The following is a 24376-nucleotide window of genomic DNA, read 5'->3' as shown; positions in this document are numbered from 1 at the left end:
TCGGAGTCCCCGGTGGCCAAGCCCCTGATCGGCGTCAGCACCTATCTCGAATCCTCGGCGAGCTGGGGTGTCTGGAACCTCCCCGCCGCGCTGCTGCCCGCGGGCTACCACCGGCTCGTCCAGCGCGGGGGCGGCCTGGTGGCGATGCTGCCGCCGGACGAGGACCCGGCCGCCGCCGCGCGGATCGTCTCCCGCCTCGACGGGCTCGTCATCTCCGGCGGTCCGGACGTGGAGCCCGTGCGGTACGGGGCCGAGGTGGACCCGCGCACCGGGCCGCCCGCACGGGAGCGGGACGCCTGGGAGCTGGCCCTGATCGACGCGGCCCTGGCGTCGGGCACTCCCCTGCTGGGCATCTGCCGTGGCCACCAGCTTCTGAACGTCTTCCTCGGCGGCACCCTCGTCCAGCACCTGGACGGCCACGCGGGCCGGCCCGGCGTCTTCGACCACCACGAGGTGAAGCCGGTCCCGGACACGCTCCTGGCCGAGATCCTCCCGGACCCGCTGTCCGTCCCCACCTTCCACCACCAGGCCGTGGCCCACCTGGGCGAGGGCCTGGTCCCCTCGGCCCACTCCGCGGAGGACGGAACGGTGGAGGCGGTGGAACTGCCGGACGTGGAGGGGTTCGTGCTGGGCGTCCAGTGGCATCCGGAGGCGGGCGACGACGTACGGATCATGCGCGCCCTGGTGGAGGCGGCGGGGGGCTGAGACGAGCCCGGCCGGCCCCGGCCGTCGCGGCCGGGGCCGGGGTCGGGGCCGGGGCCGGGGTCGGGGCCGGGGCCGGGGTCGGGGCCGGGCCGGGGCCGGGCGAGCGGATCAGCCGAGCTTGAGCAGCAGTTCGGTGAGTTCGGCCGGCATGGTGATCATGCAGTCGTGGCCGGTCTCCAACTCCCACACCTGCGCCGGGGAGCCGTTGGGCTGGATCGCGGGGACGGGCCGCCGGGTCATGCCCGGCGGCACATTGGCGACGCAGTGGATATGCGTCCGCGGGATCGCGTTCACGGCCGGGTTGTCCAGCCGGACCGGTTGCTGGAGGCAGCGCACCGACTGATCCGACATCATCGAGCGCAGCCACGCCACATCCGCCGGATCGGTGACCCCGAACAGACCCCAGGACGGGTCCATCCCGGCCAGGGGCGGATTCCGCCAGCCGCTCTCGGACGCCAGGGCCTGGTCGATCATGCCCTGAGCGAAGGGCATGACATCGGCCGCGCTCTCGCCGTGCTCCGGGACCATCGCGTCGAGATAGACGAGATGCGAGATCCGGTCCGGGACCTGGTTGGCCGTGGACGAGATGACCAGCCCGGCATAGCTGTGCCCGACGAGCACCACATCGGTGAGGTCTTCCTCGGTGATCAGCCCGACGATGTCGTCGACATGTGTATCGAGCCCCACCTCGGGGCCGAGCAGATGTGCCGTGTCGCCGTAGCCGGTCAGCGTCGGCGCGACCACCCGGTGTCCGGCCGCCGCCAGCAACGGGACCACCCGCTCCCAGCACTCTCCCGTGTGCCAAGCACCGTGCACCAGCAGATATGTCGACATATTTCCGCTCCAACCGCATAAAAAATAAACGGGACGCCGTCCCGGTTAAAAATATGGGACAGCGTCCCGCTTAGCAAGCGGGGACCGGTACGGCGGTCAGGAGTTGATCTCGAACGGTTCGCCGTAGACCGCCCACCGAAGCGGGGGCGTCAGGTCGAAGTTCTTCTCGTCGAGGAACTTCCGCTGCTCGGTGTCGACGCGGCTGGTGTCGCTGTGCGCCTCCTCGCTCTTCATGGCCTCCTTACGGGCGTCGAGGAAGGCGTTGAGGTACGTGGTCTCATTGCCGCCCTGCGCCGGGGGCTTGGCCTTGGACAGCGCGGTCTTACGGATGCCACCGAAGCTGTACTTGCTGTCGCCGGGGCCGTGCATCACGATCGCGTCGTAGTAGATGAACTGGCCGAGCGCGCCCAGGCCGTCGTCCTTGCCCTGCTCGACGGCCGGGTTGAAGTAGACGCGGTCGCGCTCGTGCTCCTGGGCGTCCTGGAACGCCTTGTCGGCGGCGGCCTTCTTCCAGTCCTCGGTGAAGTTCGGGTCCAGGCCGTCGTGGGAGTCGGTGCCGTCGACGTCGCGCAGCGCGGGGAGGTACTTGGCCAGGACGTTGCCGGGCTTCTGCTGGGTGTAGTACTCGACGAGTTCCAGCATGTCGCCGGTGCCGGAGCAGAATCCGATGATGCCCGCGGTGTAGCCGCGGCCGTCGCCTATGTCCTCGATGTACTGGAACTGGGCGCGCCAGTCGAGCGAGGAGTTCTCGGCGCTGGAGACCAGCTTCATGGCGATTTCCTTCTTCGCCGGGTCGTCCAGGTTGCTCGCCGCGGCGGCCTTGTGCGCCGAGTGGCGGTGCACGTCCGCCGACGACGGCAGGTGGTCGGACGCCTGTCCGACTCCGACACCGGTGAAGACGAGCGCGGCCGGTACGGCGACGGCCACCGCCGCGAGGCCGATCCGCCGGGGCATGGGGGACATGGGGACTCCGTTCCTTGTCGACTGTGGGGGAAGTGCGCGCGGCCGTCCCAGGACACACCGGGGCAGCCCGGGTCCTGGGACGATCCGTTAGGAACCTTTCCTAACCATTCAAGCGAGCGCGTCGTGTCCACCACAAGGGTTTCGACACCATTCGACAAAGAAGCCCTGTGCCGGTCCGCCTCCGGAAAGCGGCGCCAACTCCCTTGCTACGACTGGGGTATGGGCATCGCGGGGTCCGCGCCGCCAGCCGCCCCGGACGCCCCGGACCCGCCGGTGGCCCCGGACAAACCCGTCGCACCGGTGAGGCCCGCCGGCTCGGCCGCGCCCTCGGCCCCGGCCGGCGTCCTCGTCACCGGCCGTGCCGCGATCGCCCGCCACCACGGCTCCAGCGGCAGCCCCTGCCCCGGCTCGAACGGCTGCCCCGGACGCGGAACGGCCACGTTCGCCCCGGCCTCCTCCGCCGCCGACACCGTTCCCTCGGCGGGCTCCTCCCACGGGTGCGGGGCAAGGTTGAAGGTGCCCCAGTGGATCGGCAGCATGACCCCCTTCGCCGGGTCCCCGCCCTGCAGATCGAGGTGGGCCCGCATGCCCTCCTCGGGGGTCATATGGATGTCCGGCCAGTAGTCGGAGTACGCGCCGATCTGCACCATGGTCGCGTCGAACGGCCCGTACGCCGCGCCGATCTCCGCGAAACCGGGGAAGTAGCCGGTGTCCCCGCTGTGGTAGACCCGGTGCTCGGGACCGGCCACCACCCAGGAGGCCCACAGGGTGTGCTGGGTGTTGCGCAGCCCGCGCCCGCAGAAGTGGCGGGCCGGAGTGGCGGTGAGCCTGAGCCCGGCGACCTCGGTGGACTCACGCCAGTCCAGCTCGGTCATCCGGTCGGCCGGGACGCCCCAGCGCTCCAGATGGGCGCCGACCCCCAGCGGGACGACGAACATGGCGTGGCTCCGCACCAGCGCCCGGATCGTGGGCATGTCCAGATGGTCGTAGTGGTCGTGGGAGATGACCACCGCGTCCACCGGCGCCAGCTCCCGCAGCGGCACCGGCACCGGATGCAGCCGCTTGGGCCCCACCATCGAGAAGGGCGAACAGCGCTGCCCCCATACGGGGTCGAACAGCACCCGCCGCCCGTCGATCTCCGCGAGCACGCTGGAGTGCCCCATCCAGGTCAGCCGCAGCCCGGAGGCGGGCGGGGTGGCCAGATCGGCGACGGTGGTGGGGTGCACCGGCACCGTCCCGGCCGGGGCCCTGCGGACGCGCTCCTCCTTGCGGAAGTAGGTGGACGCGAACTTCAGCATCGAGCCGGACGGGACGGTGCGGGCGCCCACCGGGTTCACGAACACACCGTTCGCGAAGTTCGGCGACCGTCGGATGCGCTCCATCCGCTCCCCAGCGGGATCCGCCCCGAAGGCGGCGGGGCGCAGGGCGGCGGTGAGCCGGGAACGTGTCGGATGGGAGCCGGTCACGGATCCTCCAGGGTGAGAGGGCGGGGGCACTCCAACGCGCGGTGCCGTTGGGCTGCAATCACACAACTCTTACGAGGGGTGACCTTGTTCCGGAACGGTGCGCTCGGCCGAGGTGAACGACAGCAGCAGATGGTCCTCCAGCGGGCGGTAGCCCAGACGCTGGTAGAGGGCGTTGCTGGTGGGGTTGTCGAGATCGGTGAAGAGCAGGACCTCCTGCACCCCGGCGGCCCGCGCGGCCCGGCTCACGGCGGCCGTGGCGGCGCCCGCATAACCGCGTCCGCGCAGCTCAGGTGGGGTGTAGACGAGGGCGACCCGGGCCATGCCCGCGACCGTACGGCTGATCCCGGCGCAGGCCACCGGCCGGCCGTCGAGCTCCCACAGGGTGATCCCGTCGTGGCTGAGCTTGTCGTCCACCTGGGTGGCGACATTGTCCATCAGCGCCCGGGTCTCGCGGGCGAACTCCTCGTACCAGGTGAGCAGCAGATCGCGGTCGGCGACGGTGGCGGTCCGGGGGCGCCCCGGCGGGGCGGGATCGGGCGGGGTGAGGGTGGAGAGCCGGTAGAGCCGGTGGTTCTGCTCGACGCTGCTCATCGCACCGGTGAGGCCCGTCCAGGCGGTGGCGAAGGTCTCGGCGGTCTCGCGCCCGGCGTTCACTCCGGTGATCTGCCGCTCGCCGTTGCCCGCGAGGGTGCGGGCGAGCGCCCGGGCCGCCTCACCGGGCAGGGGGGAGAGCAGCGGAGGGTAGGGCGGGGTGCACAGAAACGCGCCCTCCACCGAGCCCTGCCCGGTCCACCATCCGTAGACCGGCGGCTGGTCGCCGTATCTGCCGCTGCCTCCCGCCACCAGGGAGGAGACCACTGTGAGCAAAGTGGTGTGCCGGGCCGGGCGGGCGCCCAGAAAGTCGCCCGCCGCGGCCCGGAACTCATCGAGGTCGTACGTCACCGTCCACGCCATGTGCTCCAGGCTGGCGCGGAGCGGCGGAGCGGCGCACCTCAATTTCCTCGCTTCTGACCGGATGGCCGCTCGGCGGCCCGGTCAGCGGCCGCTCAGCAGCTCAGGTTGGAGCCGGGGGTGGTCCCGAGTATCTGGACGAACCGCTGGTAGGCGTCGATCCGGCTCTGCACCTGGCCGGGGTTGCCGCCGTTGCACTCCAGGCTGCCATTGATGGCGCGGATGGTCTCGCCGAAGCCGCGCTGGTTGACCATGGCGTCGTGCGGGGTCATCGAGCCGGCCCCGCTCTGGGTGTTCCAGAACCACAGGGCGGTCTTCCAGGACACCGCGGCGTCCCGCTCCACCAGCCAGGGGTTGCCGAGCAGGTCGATGCCGAGTGCGTCGCCCGCGGCCTTGTAGTTGAAGTTCCAGCTGAGCTGGATCGGTCCGCGGCCGTAGTAGGCCGCCTGGCCCGCGGGGCAGCCGTAGGGCTGGCTCGAGTCGCAGTAGTGCGGGTAGTTGGAGGTGTTCTGCTCCACGATGTGGACCAGGCCGCCGGTCTCGTGGTTGACGTTGGCCAGGAAGGCGGCCGCCTCCTGCTTCTTGACGGTGTCGCTGCCGGTGTTGGCGAAGCCGGGGTAGGCGCTCAGGGCGGCGGTCAGGCCCTGGTAGGTGTAGAACGAGTTCCGGTTCGGGAACATCTGGTTGAACTGCGCCTCGGTCACCACGAAGCCGCTCGGGTTCTGGCCCTCGCCGCCGCAGTTGAAGGGCTCCCAGTACCAGGTACTGATCACCGGGTCATAGCCCGGGTTGTCGTGCTCCGCGCGGTAGTACTTGCCGTCGGTGTACCGGACGATGTCGCCGGCGACATACGCCCTGCCCGCGGCCCAGTTCGGGTAGTCGCAGGCCGCCTGGGCGGTCGTCCCCGCCGCCGAGGCGGACGAGGCCATGGGCATGACAAGCACACTCGCACACACCGCCGCGGTCGCCGCGAGCGGCGCCAGAACACGTCGTCTCCACATGAGGCCGATCTCCTTCGCGTGGGGGGCCCTGCAATGCTGAGGGACACTCAAGCGGGCTTGGTCTATACCAGTCAAGGTATAGACCAAACCTTTGTGCTGGAATGAGCAAAAGGGCGCCCGCCGGGACAAGTCCGTGAACAGCGCGGGAATCTGACGTGGGATCAGGTCTCGCGCTCGGGGCGGTAGGTGTCGGCGTCCACCCCGAAGGTCCAGGCGACGCCCTCGCGGGCGGTCCGGACCCGGGGCGGTACGCGCAGCCAGTAGGTGCGGTGCGTACCGTCGGGCTCCGGCGTGGAGTTGACCACCTCGACCATCACCACCGGCTCGTCCCCGTCCAGCGCGATACGCCACAGCACCCCGGTCTCGTCGCGGTGCACCGGCTCGGCCCCGGACTCTTCGAGATAGCGGTCGTAGCCGTAGTGCTCCAGCATCACCCGGCGCAGCTCCGCGTTCTCCTCCTCGCGGATGCGGTCCGGGGTCAGCTCGCCGAGCTGCCGGAGGAAGGCCGCGGGCACCGGCATGCCCCGCCAGGCGTACAGCGCGAAGCCGTCGGGGAAGGCGAGCGCGGGACCGTCGCCGCGGTCGAGACGGCCCGCCTCGTCGCGGTGCAGCTCGACCGGGCGCTCGGCGACGATCACAGCCTTCTCGTACGGCCACCACCAGCCGGCGGCGCGGGCGACCGCGGCGACACCGGCCAGCGGGTCGGGCTCCGTCGCGTCCGCGACGGCGGCCAGCCAGGGTGCGTCATGCTGCCCCAGCACCGCGTCCAGCAGGGCGAGCCGGACGGCCGTCCCCCGGTCCGGATCCGGCGCCAGGGCCTCGACGACCCCGGTGCGGACGCGCTCGGTCAGGGCGCGGGTGATCTCCCACAGCGGCGCCGCCGCGAGCGCCCACCGCCCGGCCCAGCCGGCCGGGCCCAGGTCGTCATGGAGCCGCTGCCGGGCGCGCGCCCACGGATGGGTGCGCACGGCCTCCCGCACCGACGCGCCCGCGCCGCCCGCGACCGGCTCGACCCCGGCCGCTCGCAGCGTGCCCGCCGCCCGCTCGGCGAACTCCTGGGGCAGCCGGTCCCCCTGCCCGGTCAGCAGCATCACGGCCGCCGTGGCGGCCAGCGGGGAACCGGTCCAGACGATCCGCTCGGGCGCGGTGAGCCCGGCCTGCTCATAGGCGCGGTGGATGCCCGCCTCGGCCGCCTCGCGGTCGGCCGGGCCGGTGGCCGCGGCGACCATGCGCCAGCGTGCCGTCCGGTCCTCGTCCGCGAGCACGTTCACACCACTCATGCCGTTCCCCACCGCCGTCGCAGTTGCCATTGCTGTCGCCGTTGCCGTTGCCGTCGTCATCGGTCGCTCCCCCGCTCTCAGTCCGCCACGACGCGCACGGCGCCCGGCACGTACTCCCGCTGGCGCACCACGCGGTACCAGCCCTTGGGCAGCGGTATCGCCGCGTGCTCCTCGTGCACCACCCGCCCGCCGTCGGGGAGATGGAGGTACGAAACGCCGAACGGGCCCGACTCGCGCACCAGCGCGCCCGGCCCGACCACCGCATGGGCGTGCCCGGTCACCTCGCCGAGCGCCAGCACCAGCCGGCCCCGCCCGTCCCTCGGCTGCCGCGGCAGCGCGTCGATGCCCTGCGGCAGCGCCTCCGCGGCCACCGGAACGATCAGGACGTCGCCCTGTCGGTACATGCCAATTCCCTTTCATCGCAGCCGTGTTGGACCCACCGAGCCTCGCGGGGCCGGTCGATGGTCATGACGCTACGGGGAGCCACCGACAACGCCGTCCGGCAACCCGATCCGGCGACCGCCCGGCACCCCGGCCCGGCAACGGCGTTGCCGGACGGCGTCCGCCAACGCCCGCCGGAGCGGCTGTCGGTGGCGCTTGGTACAACTCTTCGCACGCCATTCGGAACCAGGCACACCCATGCGAACACATCAGGAGATACCCGCCCATGTCGGTCGACCACCTGGACGAACTGCACGGCCTTCCGGCCTTCGACTTCCCGCTGCCCGACGAGGGCACCGAGCTGCCCGAGCCGGGCGCCGTCGCCTGGCGGATCTCCTATAACCCCTACGCCGACGAGTCGGACGAGGATTTCGGCGGGCGTTTCCAGCGCTTCCTGACCGCGGTGGACCCCTCCCGGGTGCGCGCGCTGATCATCGGCCAGTGGGGCGAGACCTACGAAGGCGACGCCGACGACGCCATCGAGCAGCTCCTCATGGCCAAGGACCGGCTGGCCTCGCTGGAGGCGGTCTTCATCGGCGACATCACCGCGGAGGAGTCGGAGATCTCCTGGATCGAGCAGTCCGATGTGACACCGGTCCTCCATGCCTACCCCACCCTGCGCGAGCTGGGCGTCCGCGGTGGGAGCGGGCTGTCCTTCCCCGCCGTCACCCATGCCCACCTGCGCACGCTCCGCTTCGAGACCGGCGGGCTGCCCGGCGCGGTGGTGCGCGGGGTCGCCGCCAGCGACCTGCCCGCGCTCGAGCGCCTGGAGATGTGGCTCGGGGTGGAGGAGTACGGGGGCGATGCCACCGTCGCCGACCTGGCCCCGGTCCTGAGCGGCGGCCGGTTCCCCGCACTGCGCCACCTGGGGGTGCAGAACAGCGAGCTCCAGGACGAGATCGCGGCAGCCATCGCGGCGGCCCCCGTGGTCGCCCAGCTCGCGTTCCTCGACCTGTCCATGGGCGTGCTCACCGACGAGGGCGCGGCCGCGCTGCTCGACGGCCAGCCGCTCACCCACCTGAAGTGGCTCGATCTGGACCACAACTACTTCTCCGCGGCCATGGAGGAGCGGCTGCGCGCGGCCCTGGAGCCGTCCGGGGTGAAGGTCGTGATGGCCGAGAAGGGCGACGAGGACGAGTACGACGACGAGGTGTTCCGCTACACCGCCGTCGCCGAGTGATGCCCCTGCCCCATCGAGAACACGACCGGGAGGCTCCCATCCATGAATGAGACGCGCTTCGCCGTGGTCGGCAATCCGGGCGGCCGCCGCGTGGAGATGTTCTCCGACGCCGCCGTGGCCGCCGGACTGCCCGCGCCCCGGGTGCTGGCCTGGCACGATGTGCTCACCGTCGGCGCCACGTTCGAGCCCGCCGAAACCGTGCGGATCGACTCGCCGGGCGAGGACGAGGAGGTGGAGTGGCTGCTGCGCGGCGCCTCCGACCCCACTCGGGTCGAGGGCACCGGCCGCTGGTACGCGCGGTTCACCGAGGCCGTCCGGGGCGTCGCGACGGCGGCGCGCACGGCCGGTGCCACCCTGCTGAACGACCCCGGAGAGCTGGCCGTCCTGTTCGACAAGCGGTTGTGCCACGGGGTGCTGGACGGCGCGGGCGTCCCGGTCCCGCCCTCGCCGACCTCCGGGCCGCAGGCGCCGCCCGTGCGCGGCTGGGACGATGTGCGCGCGGCGCTCGGCACCTCGGGGCTGCGGCGCGCCTTCGTCAAGCCGGCCCACGGCTCGTCCGCGTCCGGGGTGCTCGCCGTGGAGACGGCGGGCCCCGGCCGGGTGCGGGCCACGACCTCCGTGGAGCGCACGGAGGACGGCCGGCTGTTCAACTCGCTGCGGGTGCGGCGGTACGACTCCGAGGCGGAGGTCGCCGCGATCATCGACACGCTGGCGCCGGACGGGCTGCACATCGAGCGCTGGCTGCCCAAGGCGTCCCAGGACAAGCGCGTCGCCGATCTGCGGATCGTGGTGGTGGCGGGCAGGGCCACCCATGCCGTGGTGCGCACCAGCCGCTCCCCCATGACCAATCTCCACCTCGGCGGGGTGCGCGGCGATCTGGCCGCCGCCCGCGCGGCGGCGGAGGCGAGCGGGGTGGCCTGGAGCGAGGTGCTGGGCACCGCGGAGCGGGCGGCCGAGTGCTTCCCGCGCACGCTGTGCGTCGGGGTGGATCTGCTGCCCGGCCCGGGGTGGCGGCGGTTCGCCGTCGGCGAGGTCAACGCCTTCGGCGATCTGCTGCCCCGGCTGACCGGTCTGCCCGGCAGCGGCGCGGAGGGTCTGGACACCTATGCGGCCCAGGTCGCCGCCGTGCTGCGGATGCGGAAGGACGCCCACCGCGATGCCGCTCTCTGAGCCCGCCATGCCGCTGTCCGAGCCCGATATGAACGAGGTCGTGGGCAGCCATGACCTGCTGCTGATCACCCTCGACACCTTGCGCTACGACGTGGCGGCCGAACTGGCGGCCGCAGGACGGACGCCGAACCTCAGCACCCGGATGCCCGGCGGCGCCTGGGCCGAGCGGCACGCCCCCGGCAGCTTCACCTACGCCTCCCACCAGGCGATGTTCGCGGGTTTCCTGCCGACCCCGGCCACCCCCGGACCGCACCGCCGGCTGTTCGCGGCCCGCTTCGCGGGCAGCGAGACCACCGCGGCGGGCACCTACGTCTTCGAGACGCCCGATCTGGTGTCGGGGCTCGCGGCGGCCGGGTACCACACGGTGTGCGTCGGCGGGGTCGGCTTCTTCAACAAGCGGGGGCCGCTGGGCTCGGTGCTGCCCGGCTACTTCGAGGAGAGCCACTGGGAGCCGGAGTTCGGGGTCACCTCCCCCACCTCCTTCGAGGCGCAGATCGACCGAGCCGAGAAGGTGATCGCCGGCCTGGACCCCGGCCGGCGGCTGTTCCTCTTCGTGAACGTCTCCGCGCTGCACCAGCCCAACTGGTTCCATCTGCCCGGCGCCACCCGCGAGGCGGGCGATACCCGCGCCACCCACGCCGCCGCCCTGGAGTACGTGGACCGCCATGTCGAGCGGCTCCTGGCCGCCCTGAGCGGCCGCGGTCCCGCCTTCGCGATCGTCTGCTCCGACCACGGCACCGCGTACGGCGACGACGGCTACACGGGCCACCGGCTCGGCCATGAGGTCGTCTGGACCGTGCCGTACACCCACTTCTTCCTCGAGGCCCGATGAACATCAGCACGCTCGGTTCGACCGTCCGCCCCTACCAGTCGTACGTCTACGCCTATCCGCACAAGACCGCCTACCGGCCGCTCGCGGACCGTCCCGCGCTGCGTGAGCTGTGGGCGGCCGAGCCGAAGGACGCGCTGTCGCTGTATCTGCACATCCCCTTCTGCGAGGTGCGCTGCGGCTTCTGCAATCTCTTCACCCGGATCGGCGCCCCCGAGGGGCTGGTGACCGCCTATCTGGACGCGCTGGAGCGGCAGGCGGGGGCGGTGCGCGAGGCACTCGGCGAGGACGCCCGGTTCGCCGCCGCGGCGTTCGGCGGCGGCACCCCCACGTTCCTGGAGGCGGCCGAGCTGGAGCTGCTCTGCGATATCGCCGAGAAGGGGATGGGCGCGGATCTGGCCGCCGTGCCGCTCTCGGTCGAGGCGTCCCCGGCCACCGCCACGGCCGACCGGCTCGCGGTGCTGGCCGGGCGCGGCACCACCCGGCTGAGCCTGGGGGTGCAGAGCTTCGTCGACGCGGAGGCGCGCTCGGCGGTGCGGCCTCAGCGCCGGGCCGATGTGGAGGCGGCGCTGGGCCGGATCCGGGACGCGGGGATACCGGTGCTCAACATCGATCTGATCTATGGCATCGACGGTCAGACCGAGGACAGTTGGCGCCGGTCCCTGGACGCCGCCCTGGCCTGGCGCCCGGAGGAGCTGTATCTCTATCCGCTCTATGTCCGCCCGCTGACCGGGCTCGGCCGTAAGGAGGCCAGAGAGCCGGAGGCGGAGTGGGCGGCGGAGGCGGAGTGGGACGAGCGGCGGCTGCGGCTGTACCGCTCGGGCCGCGACCAGCTGCTCGCCCACGGCTATGAGCAGGTCTCGATGCGGATGTTCCGCGCCCAGGGCGCGCCCGCGACCAGCGGCGAGGACTACGCCTGCCAGACGGACGGCATGGTGGGCCTGGGCTGCGGCGCCCGCTCCTATACCTCGGCCCTGCACTACTCGTTCGACTACGCGGTCGACATGCGGGAGATCCGCGGCATCATCGACGACTTTGTCTCTCGGCCCGCGGCCGACTTCGCCCGCGCCGAGCACGGCCGGAGGATGACCGGCGACGAGGCCCGCCGGCGCCATCTGCTGCAGTCCGTCCTCCAGGCCGAGGGGATGGATCCGGCGGGCTACCGGGCCCGGTTCGGCACCGATCCGGCCGAGGACTTCCCCGTGGAGCTGGCCCGGTTCGCGGCGCGGGGCTGGCTGGATCCGGACGCGGCTCCCGGACGGCTGCGGCTGTCCCCCGAGGGGCTGGCGCACTCCGACGCGCTCGGCCCCGAGCTGTTCTCGCCCGCCGTGCGCGCCGCCATGGCCGCGTACGACCTGAAGTGAGGGGCTCAGGCGTGGAGCTGACCATTCTGTACCGGGGTCCGCTGGCCTCGTGCGACTACGACTGTCCGTACTGCCCGTTCGCCAAGCGCCGGGACAGCCCGGAGCGGCTGCGCGCCGACCGCGCCGCGCTGGAGCGGTTCACGGCCTGGGCGGCGGAGCAGACCGGCGACCGGCTGTCGGTGCTGTTCACCCCGTGGGGCGAGGGGCTGGTGCGCTCCTGGTACCGCCGCGCGCTCATCGAGCTCAGCCATCTGCCTCATGTCGAGCGGGTCGCCATCCAGACCAATCTGAGCTGCCGGACCGGCTGGACGGCCGAGGCCGACCCCGCCACCCTCGCCCTGTGGTGCACCTACCACCCGGGCCAGACCCCGTACGACCGGTTTCTCGCCAAGTGCGGGGAGCTGGCCGCGAGCGGGGTGCGCCACAGCGTCGGCATCGTGGGGCTGCCCGACCATCTGGACCGGGCCCGCCAACTGCGCGCCGATCTCCCCGGCCAGGTGTACCTGTGGGTGAACGCGGCCGAGGGCCATACCTACACGGACGCCGAGGCGGCCGAGTGGACCGCGCTGGATCCGCTCTTCGGCTACAGCCGCCATCCGCACCGAAGCGCCGGTCTGCCATGCCGGACCGGCGCCTCGGTGATCTCGGTGGACGGCGACGGCACGGTGCGCCGCTGCCATTTCGTCCCCGCGGAACTGGGCAATCTCTACGACGGGTCGTACCGCGCGGCGCTACGGCCCCGTCCCTGTCCGCTTTCCGTCTGCGACTGCCATATCGGCTATGTGCACCTGGAGTCGCTTCCCCTGTATGACGTGTTCGCGGGCGGAGTGCTGGAACGCGTCCCGGCGCCGCCCCCGCCGGTCGGTTCGTGGTCGGTCGGTCACACTGTTTCCCCCTCGATCCCCCTGGTCACGACGAGCGTCACAGAACCGGACGTCACAGAAACAGAAAGTCCGCTTCCCCGGCCTTCGCCCCCTGGATGAAGCGTTTCATCTCCACCGGGGTGTAAATCAGTGCCGGTCCGTCCGGATCGGTCGACTGGCGCAGCGCCACCCGCCCGTCCTTCAGCCTCATCGCCTCGACGCAGCTTCCCCCGTTGCCGCCACTCCAAGGCTTGTGCCAGCCCTCGCTGCCGAGGTCCCTTGCCGGCATGCCGCTGTAGACGCGGCTCCCGCATATGCGATCCATCGTTCAGATCTCCTTGCGAATGCGACTCAGAATGGCCTGAGTCGTCTGTGCAGGCGCGGCCTGCGCGCACATCCGGTCCAGGGCCTCCAGGAATGCCGATACGTCATCGCGCTGGTCGAAGTAGGAGCCGCTGACCAGCGACTCCGTGTACGCGATATCCGGCAGCTCCGGGATCGGGAACCGGAAGATATGGAAGGGGCCGTACATCGCCGGGTGCGGGCCGGCATCGAACGGCATGATCTGCAGCCGGATATGAGGGGCCTCCGCCTCCTCGATCAACCGCGCGATCTGGGCCCGCATCGTCTCGGAACCGCCGATGGGGCGGCGCACCACCGTTTCGTCCATGACCACCCACAGCATCGGCGGGTTGTCCCGGGTGAGCAGGGCCTGACGTTCCATACGGAGGGCGACATTGCGCTCGATCTCCGACTCGGGCGCATGCGGCATGCCCGCGCGGAGCACCGCGCGGGCATAGTCCTCGGACTGCAGCAGCCCGGGAATGTAATGCGGCTCGTAGGCCCGGATCAGATTGGCCTCGACCTCCAGGCTCACGAAGGTGTTGAACCACTCCGGCAGGACATCGCGGAACCGGTGCCACCAACCGGCCTTGTTGGCCTCGCGCGCGAGGGAGAGGAACCCCTCGACCTCCTCGGGGTCGGCGACGCCGTACGTCCGCAGCAGTTTCTCGACGTACGGGAGCTTCAGGCCGACCTCGGCCTTCTCCATCCGGCGGATCGTGGCATGCGTGACGTCCAGGGCGCGCCCGGCCTGCTCGAACGACAGCCCGGCCTTCTCCCGAAGGTCCTGGAGCCGCTTGCCGAGCACGACTCGCAGGACGGTCGGGGCTCCGCCCGCCCGCGCATCCGCCACTACCGTTCCCCTCCAAGTACCTTCACGACACAGCAGTCTGGCATGGGCTCAGCATTCCGAACAGCCTGCGCTTGCGATTCTGTAATTTACAGATTGAACCTTGCCATACGCGAGCGTGACAGAGCATAGTGTCGGCGTGGCTCCTTCCTATGAGGCTCTCCGGTTAGGGCGCGGCGGCACCGTGGTCGCTCCGCCCCGCCACGACGTGTTTCGTCTGCCGGCGCTGAGCACGTCCGTCGCCGAGGCGAGAAGGCATGTCGTCCGGCGGCTGCGCTCATGGGGCATCGACCAGGACACCCGGGACAGCGCGGAGTTGATCGTCTCCGAGCTGTTCACCAACGCGGTGCGCCACACCTCCAGCGAGGAGGTTCGCTGCTCACTGCAGCTCATAGGGACCCGGCTGCGGCTCGAGGTGGCCGACCAGGGATGCGCCCGTACGGTGCCGGAGGCCAGGTCGGTGACCGCGGACCAGGAGGGCGGCCGCGGGCTGATGCTGGTGGAGGCACTCTCGGAGGCCTGGGGGGTCAGGCCGAACCAAGGGGGCGCGGGCCGCGCCGTCTGGGCCTATCTGGCGACGTAGCGGCTCCGCGGCGCCACGACCGTACGAACGGGCACGGACGAGTACGACTCACCCACGACGCACGATCCAGGCACGACGCACCCACGACCTACGTACGAGCAGGCGCGACGCGACGTTCGGCGGCCAAAACGGCGCGAGCACAGGAGCTCGGAACGAGCGGTGCCGAGGGAATAGGGGCAGCGACAGCGCACGAGGCGGTCAGCCTCGGGGCGCCAACGGGGGTCTGCCCCTATTCCTCCGGGACCGCTTCCGGTCACGGAACGTTCAGGGCCGCAGCGGCAGCAGATCGGGCCGCTTGGGCTCCACATGGTCACCCGACGACTCACCGCGCAGTCGTCGGCCGATCCAGGGCACCAGATATTCGCGCGCCCAGTGGATGTTGTCCCGGCGCACCTCGGCGGCGGTGCGCTGCCCCTCCGGGGGCCAGGGCTGATCGGGGTCGGCGGGGACGTCGAGCCCGAGCACCTGACCGGCCCTCAGCGCGACCCGGGTGTGCCCGTCCGGCGACAGGTGCAGCCGGTCGGCGTCCCAGGCCCGGCGGTCCTGCACCGAGCGCAGCGACCACAGGTCGAGCACCGGGCAGTCGTAGCGGTCGGCGATCGCCCGCACATGCGCCGTATACGTGGCGATCTTGCCCCGCAGATGACGCAGCACCGGCACCCCTCTGGTGTCGAAGCCCGTGCACAGCAGCACCGTGCCCACCCGCACCTTGAGGTCGGCGACGGCCGCCTCGTAGCGCTCGGCGACATCGTCGGGGTCGCTGCCGGGGCGCAGGATGTCATTGCCCCCCGCACAGAAGGTGACCAGATCGGGGCCGAGCTCGATGGCGCGCGCCACCTGCTCCGCGACAATCTGGTCAAGGAGTCGACCGCGTACGGCCAAATTGGCGTAGCGGAAATCGTCGTGAGGTCGTTGGTCGGACAGCAGGACCGCGAGCCGGTCGGCCCAGCCGACGAACACTCCATCAGGACCGGGATCGCCGACGCCCTCGGTGAAGCTGTCGCCGACGGCTGCGTACGACCCGATGGAACCGTTGCTGAATCTCTCCTTATCGTCTGCCACGTCGGGACATCTTTCACCCGACGGCGTGACTTACGCCACCGTAACCAGGGCTTGACGTGGGGTGATCTATCCCACCTGGTCAGTTTCGGCGAAGGTGGAATACGGCGGCGTCCAGGTCGCCGCCCAGCCCGGTGCGCAGGCCCCGGTGCGCGAGCACCGCTCCCCGGTGCACCGCCCCGGTCTCCAGATCCCGGTAGGTGGCCGCCGGGTCGAGCCCGCGCAGCCGCAGCGGGGGCTGTGCGTCGCCGTAGTGCTGCGCCTGGATCCAGGCCAGCACCACGGTCTCCTCGCCCCGGACGTACTGCACCGCGCTGAGCCCGTCGCCCTCCGGCGGCCGCAGCCGGTACAGCTCACCGTGCTGGACGACCGGGCGCACCCGCTTGTAGAGCGCCACCCAGTCGCGGGCCTCGGCGAGTTCCGCCTCGCTCCAGCGGGTCAGATCGCCGCCGACGCCCAGCACCCCGGCCATCGCGCTGACGAAGCGGAAGCGCAGCGAGCTGACGCGTGCGTTGCCCATGGCGTTGGGGCTGTCGGTGACCCAGGCGGCCATCACCCGGGCCGGGTGGAGCTGGCTGAAGCCGTGCTGGATGGCCAGCCGGTCCAGCGGGTCGGTGTTGTCCGAGGTCCACACCTGGTCGGTGCGGCCCAGGACGCCCAGGTCGATCCGGCCGCCGCCGCCCGAGCAGGACTCGAAGGCGACCCCGGGGTGTGCGGCGCGCAGCCGGTCCAGCAGCTCGTACAACCCGCGTACGTGGTCGATCCACAGCCGCCGCGGGTAGGCGTCGCCGGGCCAGCCGGCGTCCGAGAAGGAGCGGTTGAAGTCCCATTTCACATAGTCGATGGGCGCGCCGCTCAGCAGGGTGTCCAGCCGCTCCCAGAGATACTCGCGCACCTCGGGGCGCGCGAGGTTGAGCACGAGCTGGTTGCGGAATTCGGCGCGGGCCCGGCCGGGGTGGTGCTGCACCCAGTCGGGGTGGGCGCGGTAGAGGTCGCTGTCGGGGTTGACCATCTCCGGCTCGGCCCAGATGCCGAACTGCATCCCCAGGGCGTGCACCTCGTCGGCCAGCGGCTTCAGCCCGTGCGGAAAGCGGTCCGGGTTGACCGTCCAGTCGCCGAGCCCGGCCCGGTCGCTGGTGCGCGCCCCGAACCACCCGTCGTCGACGACGAACAGCTCGACGCCCATGGTGGCGGCCAACCGCGCGAGCGAGCGCTGCTGTTCCTCGCTCACCTCGAACTCGGTGGCCTCCCAGGAGTTGTAGAGCACCGGCCGGGACCGGTCGGCGCCGGGGACCACCCGCGCGAGCTGCCAGGCGTGCCAGGCGCGGCTCGCGGCCCCGAAGCCGCCGTCGGTCCACAGCCCCGCGAAGACGGGGGTGGTGAACGACTCGCCGGGCGCGAGGAGTAGCTGGCCCGCGTCGTCGTGGCCGACCCCGCCGACCGCCTGGACGGCGCCGTCGGCCAGCCGCTGGACGGCGATCCGCCAGGCCCCGGACCAGGCGAGCGCGCAGCTGTGCACCTCGCCGCTCTCCTCGGTGGCCTCCCCGCCGTCCAGGGCGATCCAGGGCAGGTGATGGTGGCTGGTGTGGCCCCGGCGGCTGCCGATCACCTTCTCACCGGGGGTGAGCTCGGTGCGGGCCAGCCGGCTCTCGGCGGCCCAGCGGCCGTGCAGATGGGACAGCCGCCAGCGGTCGCGGGCCGGGAGCGACCAGGCGGCGGAGTCGGCGCGCAGCAGCTCCACGGGCTCCTGGCCGGTGTTGCCGGTGTGGGTGAGGGTGGTCCAGCGCTCGATGACATCGCCGTCGTCCCGCATCCGGTAGTGGAGGGTGATGTCGAGGTGGTGCAGCGGATCGTGGCAGCGCAGCCGCAGCTCCTGGCCGGTGCCGGGGTCGAGGACGGTGCCGCCGCTGAAGCGCCACTCGGTGCCGCGTACGCCCCCGGCGTGTACGGACAGGGCGGGCCGGGCGAAGCGCGGGCCGCCCTCCACGGGGTACTCCTCGCGCCCGTCCAGCGATGATTCGAACGGCCGCTCCGGCGGCCCGGGCTCGGCGGCGAGGGCCTCGGCGTCCTCGACCGCGATCCTCGGCCCCCAGTGGAGATGAAGCAGGTCATCACGGTCAGTGACGTACAGGGCATAGCTGCTGTGCCGCCCCGAGAGCACCCAGAGCCGACCGCTTCCACCGGTTTCGATCATCGCGCTCCCCCAATTCTCCACAGGTGTCAACATGATCGGGGAGGGCGGACCGGTGCGGCAATGCCCTCACACCGGCAGGAGACCGATTGCCCGCTGCACCCATGTCGTATGGTCGGCTCAGCCCGCCTCGTCGACGAGCCGCGTCGGCGGCCGATGGTGAAGGAGAGCCCGTGACGCAGCAGTCGCAGTCGCCGCAGGTCCCCCAGGCCGAAACTCAGCTGGTGGGGGTACGCAACTTCCGTGATCTCGGCGGACTGCCGGCTGCCGACGGCCGCCGTGTGCGGCCCGGCGTACTGTTCCGCAGCGGCCATCTCGCCCATGCCACCGAGGCGGACACGGCCTTCCTCGACGCGCTCGGCCTGCACACCGTCTTCGACTTCCGCAATGCCGCCGACATCAAGCTGGAGGGCCCGGACGTCACGCTCAGCGGGGTCCGGAACGTCAATCTGCCGCTGTCCGACCCGGCCGACGGCGCCGGGTTCTGGACGATGGTGCGCGAGGGCGATCTGGACACCCTGCGCAAGCTGCTCGCCGAGGGCCGGGCCGAGAAGCGCATGATCGGCTCCTATCGCGGGATCATCACCACCCGGATCGTCGAGCACGGGCGGATCCTCAGCGATCTGGCGGAGGACAGCTCACCGGTGCTGATGCACTGTTCGGCCGGCAAGGACCGGGCGGGACTGTCCATCGCGGTGACCCTGCTGGCCCTCGGCGTCGACCAGGAGGCCATCGAGGCCGACTACCTCGCGTCGGCCGCCGCCCACCGGCGCTACAAGATCTGGCGCAAGGGCAATCCGGGGGACAGCTCCGACCCGATGTCCCCCGAGGTCATGGCGCTGCTGCTGCCGCTGTTCGACGCGCGCGCCGAATATCTGGCGGCGGCCTTCGCGACCATCAAGGAGACCTGGGGCGGCACCGACCGCTATCTCGCCGAGGGGCTCGGCCTCACCCCAGAGCGGCGCGAGCGGCTCCGCGAGCGGCTGCTCACCGGCTGACGGCACCGCCCCGGGGCCGACAGCGCCGGCCCGCGCCCGCCCCGGGGCTCACGGCTCACGGCTCACGGCTCACGGCTCACTGCTCACTGCTCACCACATGGTGTCGGCCCCGGCCTCGGGTTCGGTGACCCAGCCCGCCGTCAGCACCAGACCGGTGGCGCGGTGCACGGCCAGGAAGCCGAACGGCCGGTCGTACCGCACGCTGATCAGCTTCACCTTCCGCCGCGGCGGCGCCGAACCGGGAGCCATGGAGAACGCGGTCACCGCCGCCGCCCAGAAGCCCTCGGCGCTGAACGAGGCGGTCATGGACTGCTCTCCGGAGGACAGCGCCAGCGCGGCCGGGCTGATCCCCGGAAAGTGGCCGCGCGCGGTGTCCTGGGCGGTACGCAGTCCGAACAGCTCGGCCCGGCGCAGCAGATCGTGCCGGGCCTTTACGGTGAACTGCGGGGTGGTCAGCATCACCCGGGGAGTGGGGTCCCAGCTCTCGACCTCCATGACCTGGACTCCGGGCCCGGCCGCGCCCGGCGGCAGCGCCGAGCCGGGCCATCCCGCGTACCGCCCGGCCACCGCGCCGATTCCGGCCTCCAGCACCTCGCCGCCCGGTGCGTCCTCGGCACCGAGGACCAGATGCACATCCAGCCCGTTGCCGCCCGCGATCCCGGAGAGGGTGAGCGGACCGGCGGGGGTGTCGGGGACGACTCGCAGCACCCCGTCGAGGTCGTCCGCGGACCGGGTGAGCCCGGCCAGCGACCGGCCCTGCCACGGTCCGTTCTTGGGCATCAGCCAACCCGGCTGGAACGGCTGCAGCCAGGCCGTCCGCACCGTGAGCGCTCCGGCCAGCACAAGCTGGGTGGCGGTGCTGAGCGGCACCGGCATCTCGGTGATCGCGCCCTGGGTGCACCGGGACGCCCAGGCGTCCAGTTCTTTGCGGTCGTGCTCGGTGTCCCCGGTCAGCGCACCCCGTACGCCCGGCGGCAGCGCGGCCTCCCACTCGGACCGGATCGGCAGGTCCTGACGGGTCCACAGGCCGGTGGCGGCGTCGACACCAGCCATGCCGTCCAGCGCCCCGAGCAGCTCGCCGCCGAGCGCCGTGGCCCGGTCGGCGCCGACGCCCAGCGCGTCCTCCAGCTCCTGGCGGGCCGGGCCGCCGGCGCCGCCCGCGAGCAGGGCGAGCAGCGGCCAGACCCCGGTGGCGGCGAAGACCGTGCCCTCGTCCGCCACGGCGGCCCGCGCCCACCTCGCCGTCATCGTGTTGACGGCCTGTACGGCGGTCGCGTCGATCATGCCGGGTCCCCCATCGGTCAGCGGTTGGCCACCGCCTGCTTGACGAGAGTCCGGCCGAACTCCCACATCAGGCCGCCGCCCTGGTGTGCGTCGTCCATGACCGCGGTGAACGCCTCGACGAATCGGTCCACTTCCCGCTCGCCGATGATCAGCGGCGGGATCAGCTTAATGACCTCCAGATGGTCCCCGGACACCTGGGTGAGGATGCGATGGCGCCGCAGCAGCGGGACGACGACCATCTGCGCGAACAGCCCCTTGCGCGCCGTCTGCAGCATCGCCCACCGGCCGCGCAGCCCCAGTGAGCTGGGCCTGCCGAACTCGATGCCGATCATCAGCCCCCGGCCGCGGACGTCGTGCAGCAGCTCGTAGCGGTCCACGAGCGCGGCGAGGCGTTCGCGCAGCAGGTCGCCGGTGCGGCGGGCGTTGGCCACGATCTGCTCGTCCTCCATGACGGCGAGGACGGCGAGCCCGGCCGCCATGGCCTGGGCGTTGGCGCCGAAGCTGGCCGAGTGGACCAGCACTCGGTCCATCGAGGAGTAGACCTTCCTGAAGATCCAGTCCTTGCCGAGGGTCGCGCCGACCGGCACATAGCCGCCGGAGAGGGCCTTGGCCACGCACACCAGATCCGGTTCGACGCCGTCCTCGTGGCTGTAGGCGAAGAAGTCCCCGGTGCGGCCGAGTCCGGTCTGCACCTCGTCCGCGATGAGCAGCGCCTTGTGGCGGTGGAGCAGCTCCTGCGCGGCGCGCAGAAAGCCCGGCGGGGTCTCGTGCACCCCCTTGCCCTGGATGGGCTCCACGACGAACGCCGCCACGTCCCCGCGCGCCAGCTCCCGCTCCAGCGCGTCGAGATCGCCCATCTCGATGGCGGTGTCGGGCAGCAGCGGGGCGAACCCCTTGCGGAAGCCGTCCTCGCCGTTGACCGACAGCGAGCCGGTGGTGAGCCCGTGGAAGGCGTGGGCGCAGTAGAGGATGCGTGGCTTACGGGTGGCGTAGCGGGCGAACTTCAGGGCCGTCTCCACGGCCTCGGTGCCGCTGTTGCCGAAGAAGGCCCGGTCCAGATGCGGGGCGTGGGCCAGCAGCCGCTCGGCCAGCAGACCGGGCAGCGGCTGGCAGTCGAAACGGGTCAGATCGGCCAGGTCGGCGTCGAGGACGTCGTGCAGCGCCTTGCGGACGACGGGGTGGTGGCGGCCCAGGCCCATCACCCCGAAGCCGGCGAGCATATCGAGGTAGTCCTGACCCTCGTCGTCCCAGAAGTACGCGCCCTCGCCCCGTTCGTAGACCTTGTCGAATCCGATGGTCTGCAGCATCCGGGGCAGCTGGTGGTTGAGATGCCGGGTGTGCAGGTCGTACCGCTCCGAGGCGCGCTCGGCCAGCAGCTTCCCGAGGTCGAAGCCCGAACGCCGCTGCTGCTCGGCTGCTGTCATGCCTGGCTCTCCTTGGCGGCGACGGTACGGGCCCGGGCGGAGGTACGGGCCTCGGCGGCGGTGCTCGCGCGCTCCGGGCGGACCGCGATACGGGTCAGGGCCGCCCCGATCCGGCCCGCGATCTCGGCCGGGGTGAGCCCGATGTCGGCGAGCACCTCACCGCGCTTGGCATGGGCCAGGAACTCCTCGGGGATGCCGAACGTCCGCACCGGCAGGTCGACTTCGGCGTCCCGCAGCGTCTGGGCGACCGCCGCGCCCACGCCGCCGGTGCGCACATTGTCCTCGACGACGGCCACCAGCCGGTGGCGCGCCGCGAGTCCGGGCAGCTCGGGGTCGACGGGCTTGACCCAGCGCGGATCCACGACCGTGCAGCCGATGCCGCGCTCGGCCAGCAGCTCGGCGGCGCGCAGCGCGACGGTGGCCATGACCCCGGCCGCGACGAGGAGGACGTCCTCGTCGCGGCGCAGGACGTCCATGCCGCCGACGCGGTCGATCGCCGCGATGGGCTGCCCCACCGACTCCTTGGGGAAGCGGATGACGGTCGGCGCGTCGTCCACGTCGACCGCCTCGCGCAGTTGGGCGCGCAGCTGGTCGGCGTCGCGCGGAGCGGCGATCCGCAGCCCCGGCACCACCTGGAGGACGGACATGTCCCACATGCCGTTGTGGCTCGGCCCGTCGGTGCCGGTGACACCGGCCCGGTCCAGGACGAAGGTCACCCCGCAGTGGTGCAGGGCGATATCCATCAGCAGTTGGTCGAAGGCGCGGTTGAGGAAGGTGGCGTAGACGGCGAAGACCGGGTGGAGTCCGCCGGTGGCGAGCCCGGCCGCCGAGACCGCCCCGTGCTGCTCGGCGATGCCGACGTCCCACACCCGCTCGGGATACGCCTCGGCGAAGCCGGCGAGGCCCACGGGATGCAGCATCGCGGCGGTGAGGGCGACCACATCGGGCCGCTCGGCGCCGATCCGCACCATCTCCTCCCCGAACACCGAGGTCCATGAGCGGCCGCCGGAGGGGATGAGGGGCGCGCAGGTGAGCGGGTCCATCGCGGCGACGGTGTGGAAACGATCCGCCTCGTCCTCCAGCGCGGGCCGGTAGCCCCGGCCCTTCTCGGTGAGGCAGTGGACGAGGACCGGGCCGTGGAACCGCTTGGCGCGGCGCAGGGCCGACTCGACCGCCTCGGTGTCATGGCCGTCGATGGGGCCGACGTACTTCAGCCCGAGGTCCTCGAACATGCCCTGCGGCGCGAAGGCGTCCTTGAACCCCTTCTTGGCGCCGTGCAGCGAGCCGTACAGCGGCTGGCCGACCACGGGGGTGCGCTGCAGCACCTCCTTGCCCCAGGCCAGGAAGCGCTCATAGCCGTCGGTGGTGCGGAGGGTGGCGAGGTGGTTGGCGAGCCCGCCGATGGTCGGCGCGTAGGAGCGCTCGTTGTCGTTGACGACGATGACCAGCGGGCGGTCCCGGGCGGCGGCGATGTTGTTGAGCGCCTCCCAGGCCATCCCGCCGGTCAGCGCCCCGTCCCCGATGACGGCGACGACGTGGTCGGTGGCGCCGCGCACCTCATTGGCCTTGGCGAGGCCGTCGGCCCAGCCCAGCACGGTGGAGGCGTGGCTGTTCTCGATGATGTCGTGCTCGGATTCGGCCCGTGACGGATAGCCGGACAGTCCGCCCTTGTGGCGGAGCTTGGAGAAGTCCTGGCGGCCGGTGAGCAGTTTGTGGACGTAGGACTGGTGGCCGGTGTCCCACAGGATGCGATCGGCGGGCGAGTCGAAGACGCGGTGCAGGGCTATGGACAGCTCGACCACGCCGAGATTCGGTCCCAGATGGCCTCCGGTCCTGGCCACCGCTTCGATCAGGAACTCCCTGATCTCCTGGGCGAGCACGTCCAGTTCCTCACCGGTCAGCGCCTTGAGGTCGTGCGGGCCCCGGATGTTCTCCAGCAACGGCATGTCGGTTCCCCTCCTCGGTGTATCAGCCCACGGTGACGTCCGGGGTGCCCGACGGGACCCCCTCGTCCTCCATGCGCCGCGCGATGTTCATGGCCTCGTCGATCAGGGTCTCCACGATCTTCGACTCCGGCACCGTCTTGATGACCTCGCCCTTGACGAAGATCTGCCCCTTGCCATTGCCCGAAGCGACACCCAGATCCGCCTCACGCGCCTCACCGGGGCCGTTCACCACACACCCCATGACCGCCACGCGCAGCGGAACCTCCATGCCCTCCAGACCGGCCGTCACCTCATCCGCCAGCTTGTACACATCCACCTGCGCCCGCCCACACGACGGACACGAAACAATCTCCAACCGCCGCTGCCGCAGATTCAACGACTCCAGAATCTGAATCCCGACCTTGACCTCCTCCGCCGGAGGCGCCGACAGCGAGACCCGGATCGTGTCCCCGATCCCCTCACTCAGCAGCGCACCGAACGCCACCGCCGACTTGATCGTCCCCTGGAACGCCGGACCCGCCTCCGTCACCCCCAGATGCAACGGATAGTCACACTGCGCCGCGAGCTGACGGTAGGCATTGACCATCACCACCGGATCGTTGTGCTTCACCGAGATCTTGATATCCCGGAAACCATGCTCCTCGAACAGCGA

23 protein-coding genes are annotated in these 24376 nt (G+C 71.6%); 8 read left to right on the top strand and 15 right to left on the bottom strand.

Going from position 1 to position 24376, the window contains the following annotated elements; all coding sequences use genetic code 11:
- Window positions 1-12: 12 nt before the first annotated feature.
- Window positions 13-705: a gamma-glutamyl-gamma-aminobutyrate hydrolase family protein gene (locus tag J5X86_RS38910; protein WP_208521385.1), complete on the top strand. Its 693-nt coding sequence runs from the start codon at window positions 13-15 to the stop codon at window positions 703-705.
- Between the two features lie 108 nt (window positions 706-813).
- Here the strand turns inward: J5X86_RS38910 and J5X86_RS38905 are convergent, their stop codons facing one another.
- The 7 genes from J5X86_RS38905 to J5X86_RS38875 form a co-directional block, all read right to left on the bottom strand.
- Complete coding sequence (locus J5X86_RS38905) at window positions 814-1539, bottom strand: alpha/beta fold hydrolase (RefSeq protein ID WP_208521384.1); 726 nt, start codon at window positions 1537-1539, stop codon at window positions 814-816.
- Window positions 1540-1635: 96 nt separating this feature from the next.
- A complete protein-coding gene (locus tag J5X86_RS38900) occupies window positions 1636-2502 on the bottom strand; it encodes a chitosanase (protein ID WP_208521383.1) in 867 nt (288 codons plus the stop codon).
- A gap of 206 nt (window positions 2503-2708) precedes the next feature.
- Window positions 2709-3968 carry an MBL fold metallo-hydrolase gene (locus J5X86_RS38895; protein ID WP_208521382.1) on the bottom strand — a complete coding sequence of 420 codons (1260 nt, stop codon included), beginning with the start codon at window positions 3966-3968 and terminating at the stop codon, window positions 2709-2711.
- 69 nt (window positions 3969-4037) lie between these two features.
- The gene (locus J5X86_RS38890) at window positions 4038-4922 is read right to left on the bottom strand and encodes a GNAT family N-acetyltransferase (protein ID WP_208521381.1); all 885 of its coding nucleotides are present in this window, start codon (window positions 4920-4922) and stop codon (window positions 4038-4040) included.
- Between the two features lie 92 nt (window positions 4923-5014).
- Window positions 5015-5920 (bottom strand): glycoside hydrolase family 19 protein, encoded by a 906-nt coding sequence (locus J5X86_RS38885; RefSeq protein ID WP_208521380.1) that lies wholly within the window; start codon window positions 5918-5920, stop codon window positions 5015-5017.
- Window positions 5921-6081: 161 nt separating this feature from the next.
- On the bottom strand, window positions 6082-7200 hold the full coding sequence (locus J5X86_RS38880; protein ID WP_208521379.1) for a DUF6745 domain-containing protein: 1119 nt from the start codon (window positions 7198-7200) through the stop codon (window positions 6082-6084).
- Window positions 7201-7277: 77 nt separating this feature from the next.
- On the bottom strand, window positions 7278-7604 hold the full coding sequence (locus J5X86_RS38875) for a hypothetical protein (protein WP_208521378.1): 327 nt from the start codon (window positions 7602-7604) through the stop codon (window positions 7278-7280).
- 263 nt (window positions 7605-7867) lie between these two features.
- On the opposite strand from J5X86_RS38875, the gene J5X86_RS38870 reads away from it, so the two are divergent.
- From J5X86_RS38870 to J5X86_RS38850, 5 genes are read left to right on the top strand one after another with little or no spacing between them, the layout of a single operon-like run.
- Complete coding sequence (locus J5X86_RS38870; protein ID WP_208521377.1) at window positions 7868-8821, top strand: STM4015 family protein; 954 nt, start codon at window positions 7868-7870, stop codon at window positions 8819-8821.
- A 42-nt stretch (window positions 8822-8863) separates the two neighbouring features.
- Window positions 8864-9991: an STM4014 family protein gene (locus tag J5X86_RS38865; protein WP_208521376.1), complete on the top strand. Its 1128-nt coding sequence runs from the start codon at window positions 8864-8866 to the stop codon at window positions 9989-9991.
- A 28-nt stretch (window positions 9992-10019) separates the two neighbouring features.
- Window positions 10020-10823: an STM4013/SEN3800 family hydrolase gene (locus J5X86_RS38860; protein ID WP_208521466.1), complete on the top strand. Its 804-nt coding sequence runs from the start codon at window positions 10020-10022 to the stop codon at window positions 10821-10823.
- Window positions 10820-12184, top strand: a complete 1365-nt coding sequence (locus J5X86_RS38855; RefSeq protein ID WP_208521375.1) for an STM4012 family radical SAM protein — start codon at window positions 10820-10822, stop codon at window positions 12182-12184. Before J5X86_RS38860 ends, J5X86_RS38855 begins: the two co-directional genes overlap by 4 nt.
- Window positions 12185-12195: 11 nt before the next feature.
- A complete protein-coding gene (locus tag J5X86_RS38850; protein WP_208521374.1) occupies window positions 12196-13167 on the top strand; it encodes an STM4011 family radical SAM protein in 972 nt (323 codons plus the stop codon).
- Here the strand turns inward: J5X86_RS38850 and J5X86_RS38845 are convergent.
- A complete protein-coding gene (locus J5X86_RS38845) occupies window positions 13121-13372 on the bottom strand; it encodes a DUF397 domain-containing protein (RefSeq protein ID WP_078639994.1) in 252 nt (83 codons plus the stop codon). The two genes, J5X86_RS38850 and J5X86_RS38845, sit on opposite strands and share 47 nt — an antisense overlap.
- Before the next feature lie 3 nt (window positions 13373-13375).
- Window positions 13376-14242 (bottom strand): helix-turn-helix transcriptional regulator, encoded by an 867-nt coding sequence (locus J5X86_RS38840; RefSeq protein ID WP_208521373.1) that lies wholly within the window; start codon window positions 14240-14242, stop codon window positions 13376-13378.
- Between the two features lie 136 nt (window positions 14243-14378).
- On the opposite strand from J5X86_RS38840, the gene J5X86_RS38835 reads away from it, so the two are divergent.
- Entirely contained in the window at window positions 14379-14822 is a 444-nt protein-coding gene (locus J5X86_RS38835) for an ATP-binding protein (RefSeq protein ID WP_237298680.1), read from the top strand.
- Window positions 14823-15086: 264 nt separating this feature from the next.
- Here J5X86_RS38835 and J5X86_RS38830 read toward each other — a convergent pair whose 3' ends face one another.
- Together J5X86_RS38830 and J5X86_RS38825 are read right to left on the bottom strand one after the other, a co-directional pair.
- On the bottom strand, window positions 15087-15884 hold the full coding sequence (locus J5X86_RS38830; protein WP_093465981.1) for an SGNH/GDSL hydrolase family protein: 798 nt from the start codon (window positions 15882-15884) through the stop codon (window positions 15087-15089).
- A gap of 79 nt (window positions 15885-15963) precedes the next feature.
- Entirely contained in the window at window positions 15964-18075 is a 2112-nt protein-coding gene (locus J5X86_RS38825) for an alpha-galactosidase (RefSeq protein WP_208521372.1), read from the bottom strand.
- A gap of 170 nt (window positions 18076-18245) precedes the next feature.
- Between J5X86_RS38825 and J5X86_RS38820 the strand changes: the two genes are divergently transcribed.
- Window positions 18246-19070 (top strand): tyrosine-protein phosphatase, encoded by an 825-nt coding sequence (locus tag J5X86_RS38820; RefSeq protein WP_208521371.1) that lies wholly within the window; start codon window positions 18246-18248, stop codon window positions 19068-19070.
- 90 nt (window positions 19071-19160) lie between these two features.
- Here J5X86_RS38820 and J5X86_RS38815 read toward each other — a convergent pair whose 3' ends face one another.
- The 4 genes from J5X86_RS38815 to J5X86_RS38800 form a co-directional block, all read right to left on the bottom strand.
- Window positions 19161-20354, bottom strand: coding sequence for a serpin family protein (locus tag J5X86_RS38815; RefSeq protein ID WP_208521370.1), 1194 nt, complete (start codon window positions 20352-20354; stop codon window positions 19161-19163).
- Window positions 20355-20371: 17 nt separating this feature from the next.
- Window positions 20372-21778 carry an aspartate aminotransferase family protein gene (locus tag J5X86_RS38810; protein ID WP_208521369.1) on the bottom strand — a complete coding sequence of 469 codons (1407 nt, stop codon included), beginning with the start codon at window positions 21776-21778 and terminating at the stop codon, window positions 20372-20374.
- A complete protein-coding gene (gene dxs, locus J5X86_RS38805) occupies window positions 21775-23724 on the bottom strand; it encodes a 1-deoxy-D-xylulose-5-phosphate synthase (protein ID WP_208521368.1) in 1950 nt (649 codons plus the stop codon). Before dxs ends, J5X86_RS38810 begins: the two co-directional genes overlap by 4 nt.
- Window positions 23725-23746: 22 nt before the next feature.
- Window positions 23747-24376: flavodoxin-dependent (E)-4-hydroxy-3-methylbut-2-enyl-diphosphate synthase (locus J5X86_RS38800; protein ID WP_208521367.1), on the bottom strand; the 630-nt coding region annotated here is incomplete at its 5' end.

It is taken from the genome of Streptomyces sp. NEAU-YJ-81 (genome assembly GCF_017592595.1).
Taxonomy (GTDB): Bacteria; Actinomycetota; Actinomycetes; order Streptomycetales; family Streptomycetaceae; genus Streptomyces; species Streptomyces hygroscopicus_B.
This window is presented reverse-complemented; position numbering and strand designations above follow the sequence as displayed.

Coding starts and splice junctions, on each gene's coding strand:
- dxs (WP_208521368.1), bottom strand. CDS start 23,724: ATGCCGTTGCTGGAGAACATCCGGGGCCCGCACGACCTCAAGGCGCTG.
- J5X86_RS38900 (WP_208521383.1), bottom strand. CDS start 2,502: ATGTCCCCCATGCCCCGGCGGATCGGCCTCGCGGCGGTGGCCGTCGCC.
- J5X86_RS38825 (WP_208521372.1), bottom strand. CDS start 18,075: ATGATCGAAACCGGTGGAAGCGGTCGGCTCTGGGTGCTCTCGGGGCGG.
- J5X86_RS38875 (WP_208521378.1), bottom strand. CDS start 7,604: ATGTACCGACAGGGCGACGTCCTGATCGTTCCGGTGGCCGCGGAGGCG.
- J5X86_RS38855 (WP_208521375.1), top strand. CDS start 10,820: ATGAACATCAGCACGCTCGGTTCGACCGTCCGCCCCTACCAGTCGTAC.
- J5X86_RS38860 (WP_208521466.1), top strand. CDS start 10,020: ATGAACGAGGTCGTGGGCAGCCATGACCTGCTGCTGATCACCCTCGAC.
- J5X86_RS38865 (WP_208521376.1), top strand. CDS start 8,864: ATGAATGAGACGCGCTTCGCCGTGGTCGGCAATCCGGGCGGCCGCCGC.
- J5X86_RS38905 (WP_208521384.1), bottom strand. CDS start 1,539: ATGTCGACATATCTGCTGGTGCACGGTGCTTGGCACACGGGAGAGTGC.
- J5X86_RS38880 (WP_208521379.1), bottom strand. CDS start 7,200: ATGAGTGGTGTGAACGTGCTCGCGGACGAGGACCGGACGGCACGCTGG.
- J5X86_RS38890 (WP_208521381.1), bottom strand. CDS start 4,922: ATGGCGTGGACGGTGACGTACGACCTCGATGAGTTCCGGGCCGCGGCG.
- J5X86_RS38810 (WP_208521369.1), bottom strand. CDS start 21,778: ATGACAGCAGCCGAGCAGCAGCGGCGTTCGGGCTTCGACCTCGGGAAG.
- J5X86_RS38845 (WP_078639994.1), bottom strand. CDS start 13,372: ATGGATCGCATATGCGGGAGCCGCGTCTACAGCGGCATGCCGGCAAGG.
- J5X86_RS38815 (WP_208521370.1), bottom strand. CDS start 20,354: ATGATCGACGCGACCGCCGTACAGGCCGTCAACACGATGACGGCGAGG.
- J5X86_RS38870 (WP_208521377.1), top strand. CDS start 7,868: ATGTCGGTCGACCACCTGGACGAACTGCACGGCCTTCCGGCCTTCGAC.
- J5X86_RS38885 (WP_208521380.1), bottom strand. CDS start 5,920: ATGTGGAGACGACGTGTTCTGGCGCCGCTCGCGGCGACCGCGGCGGTG.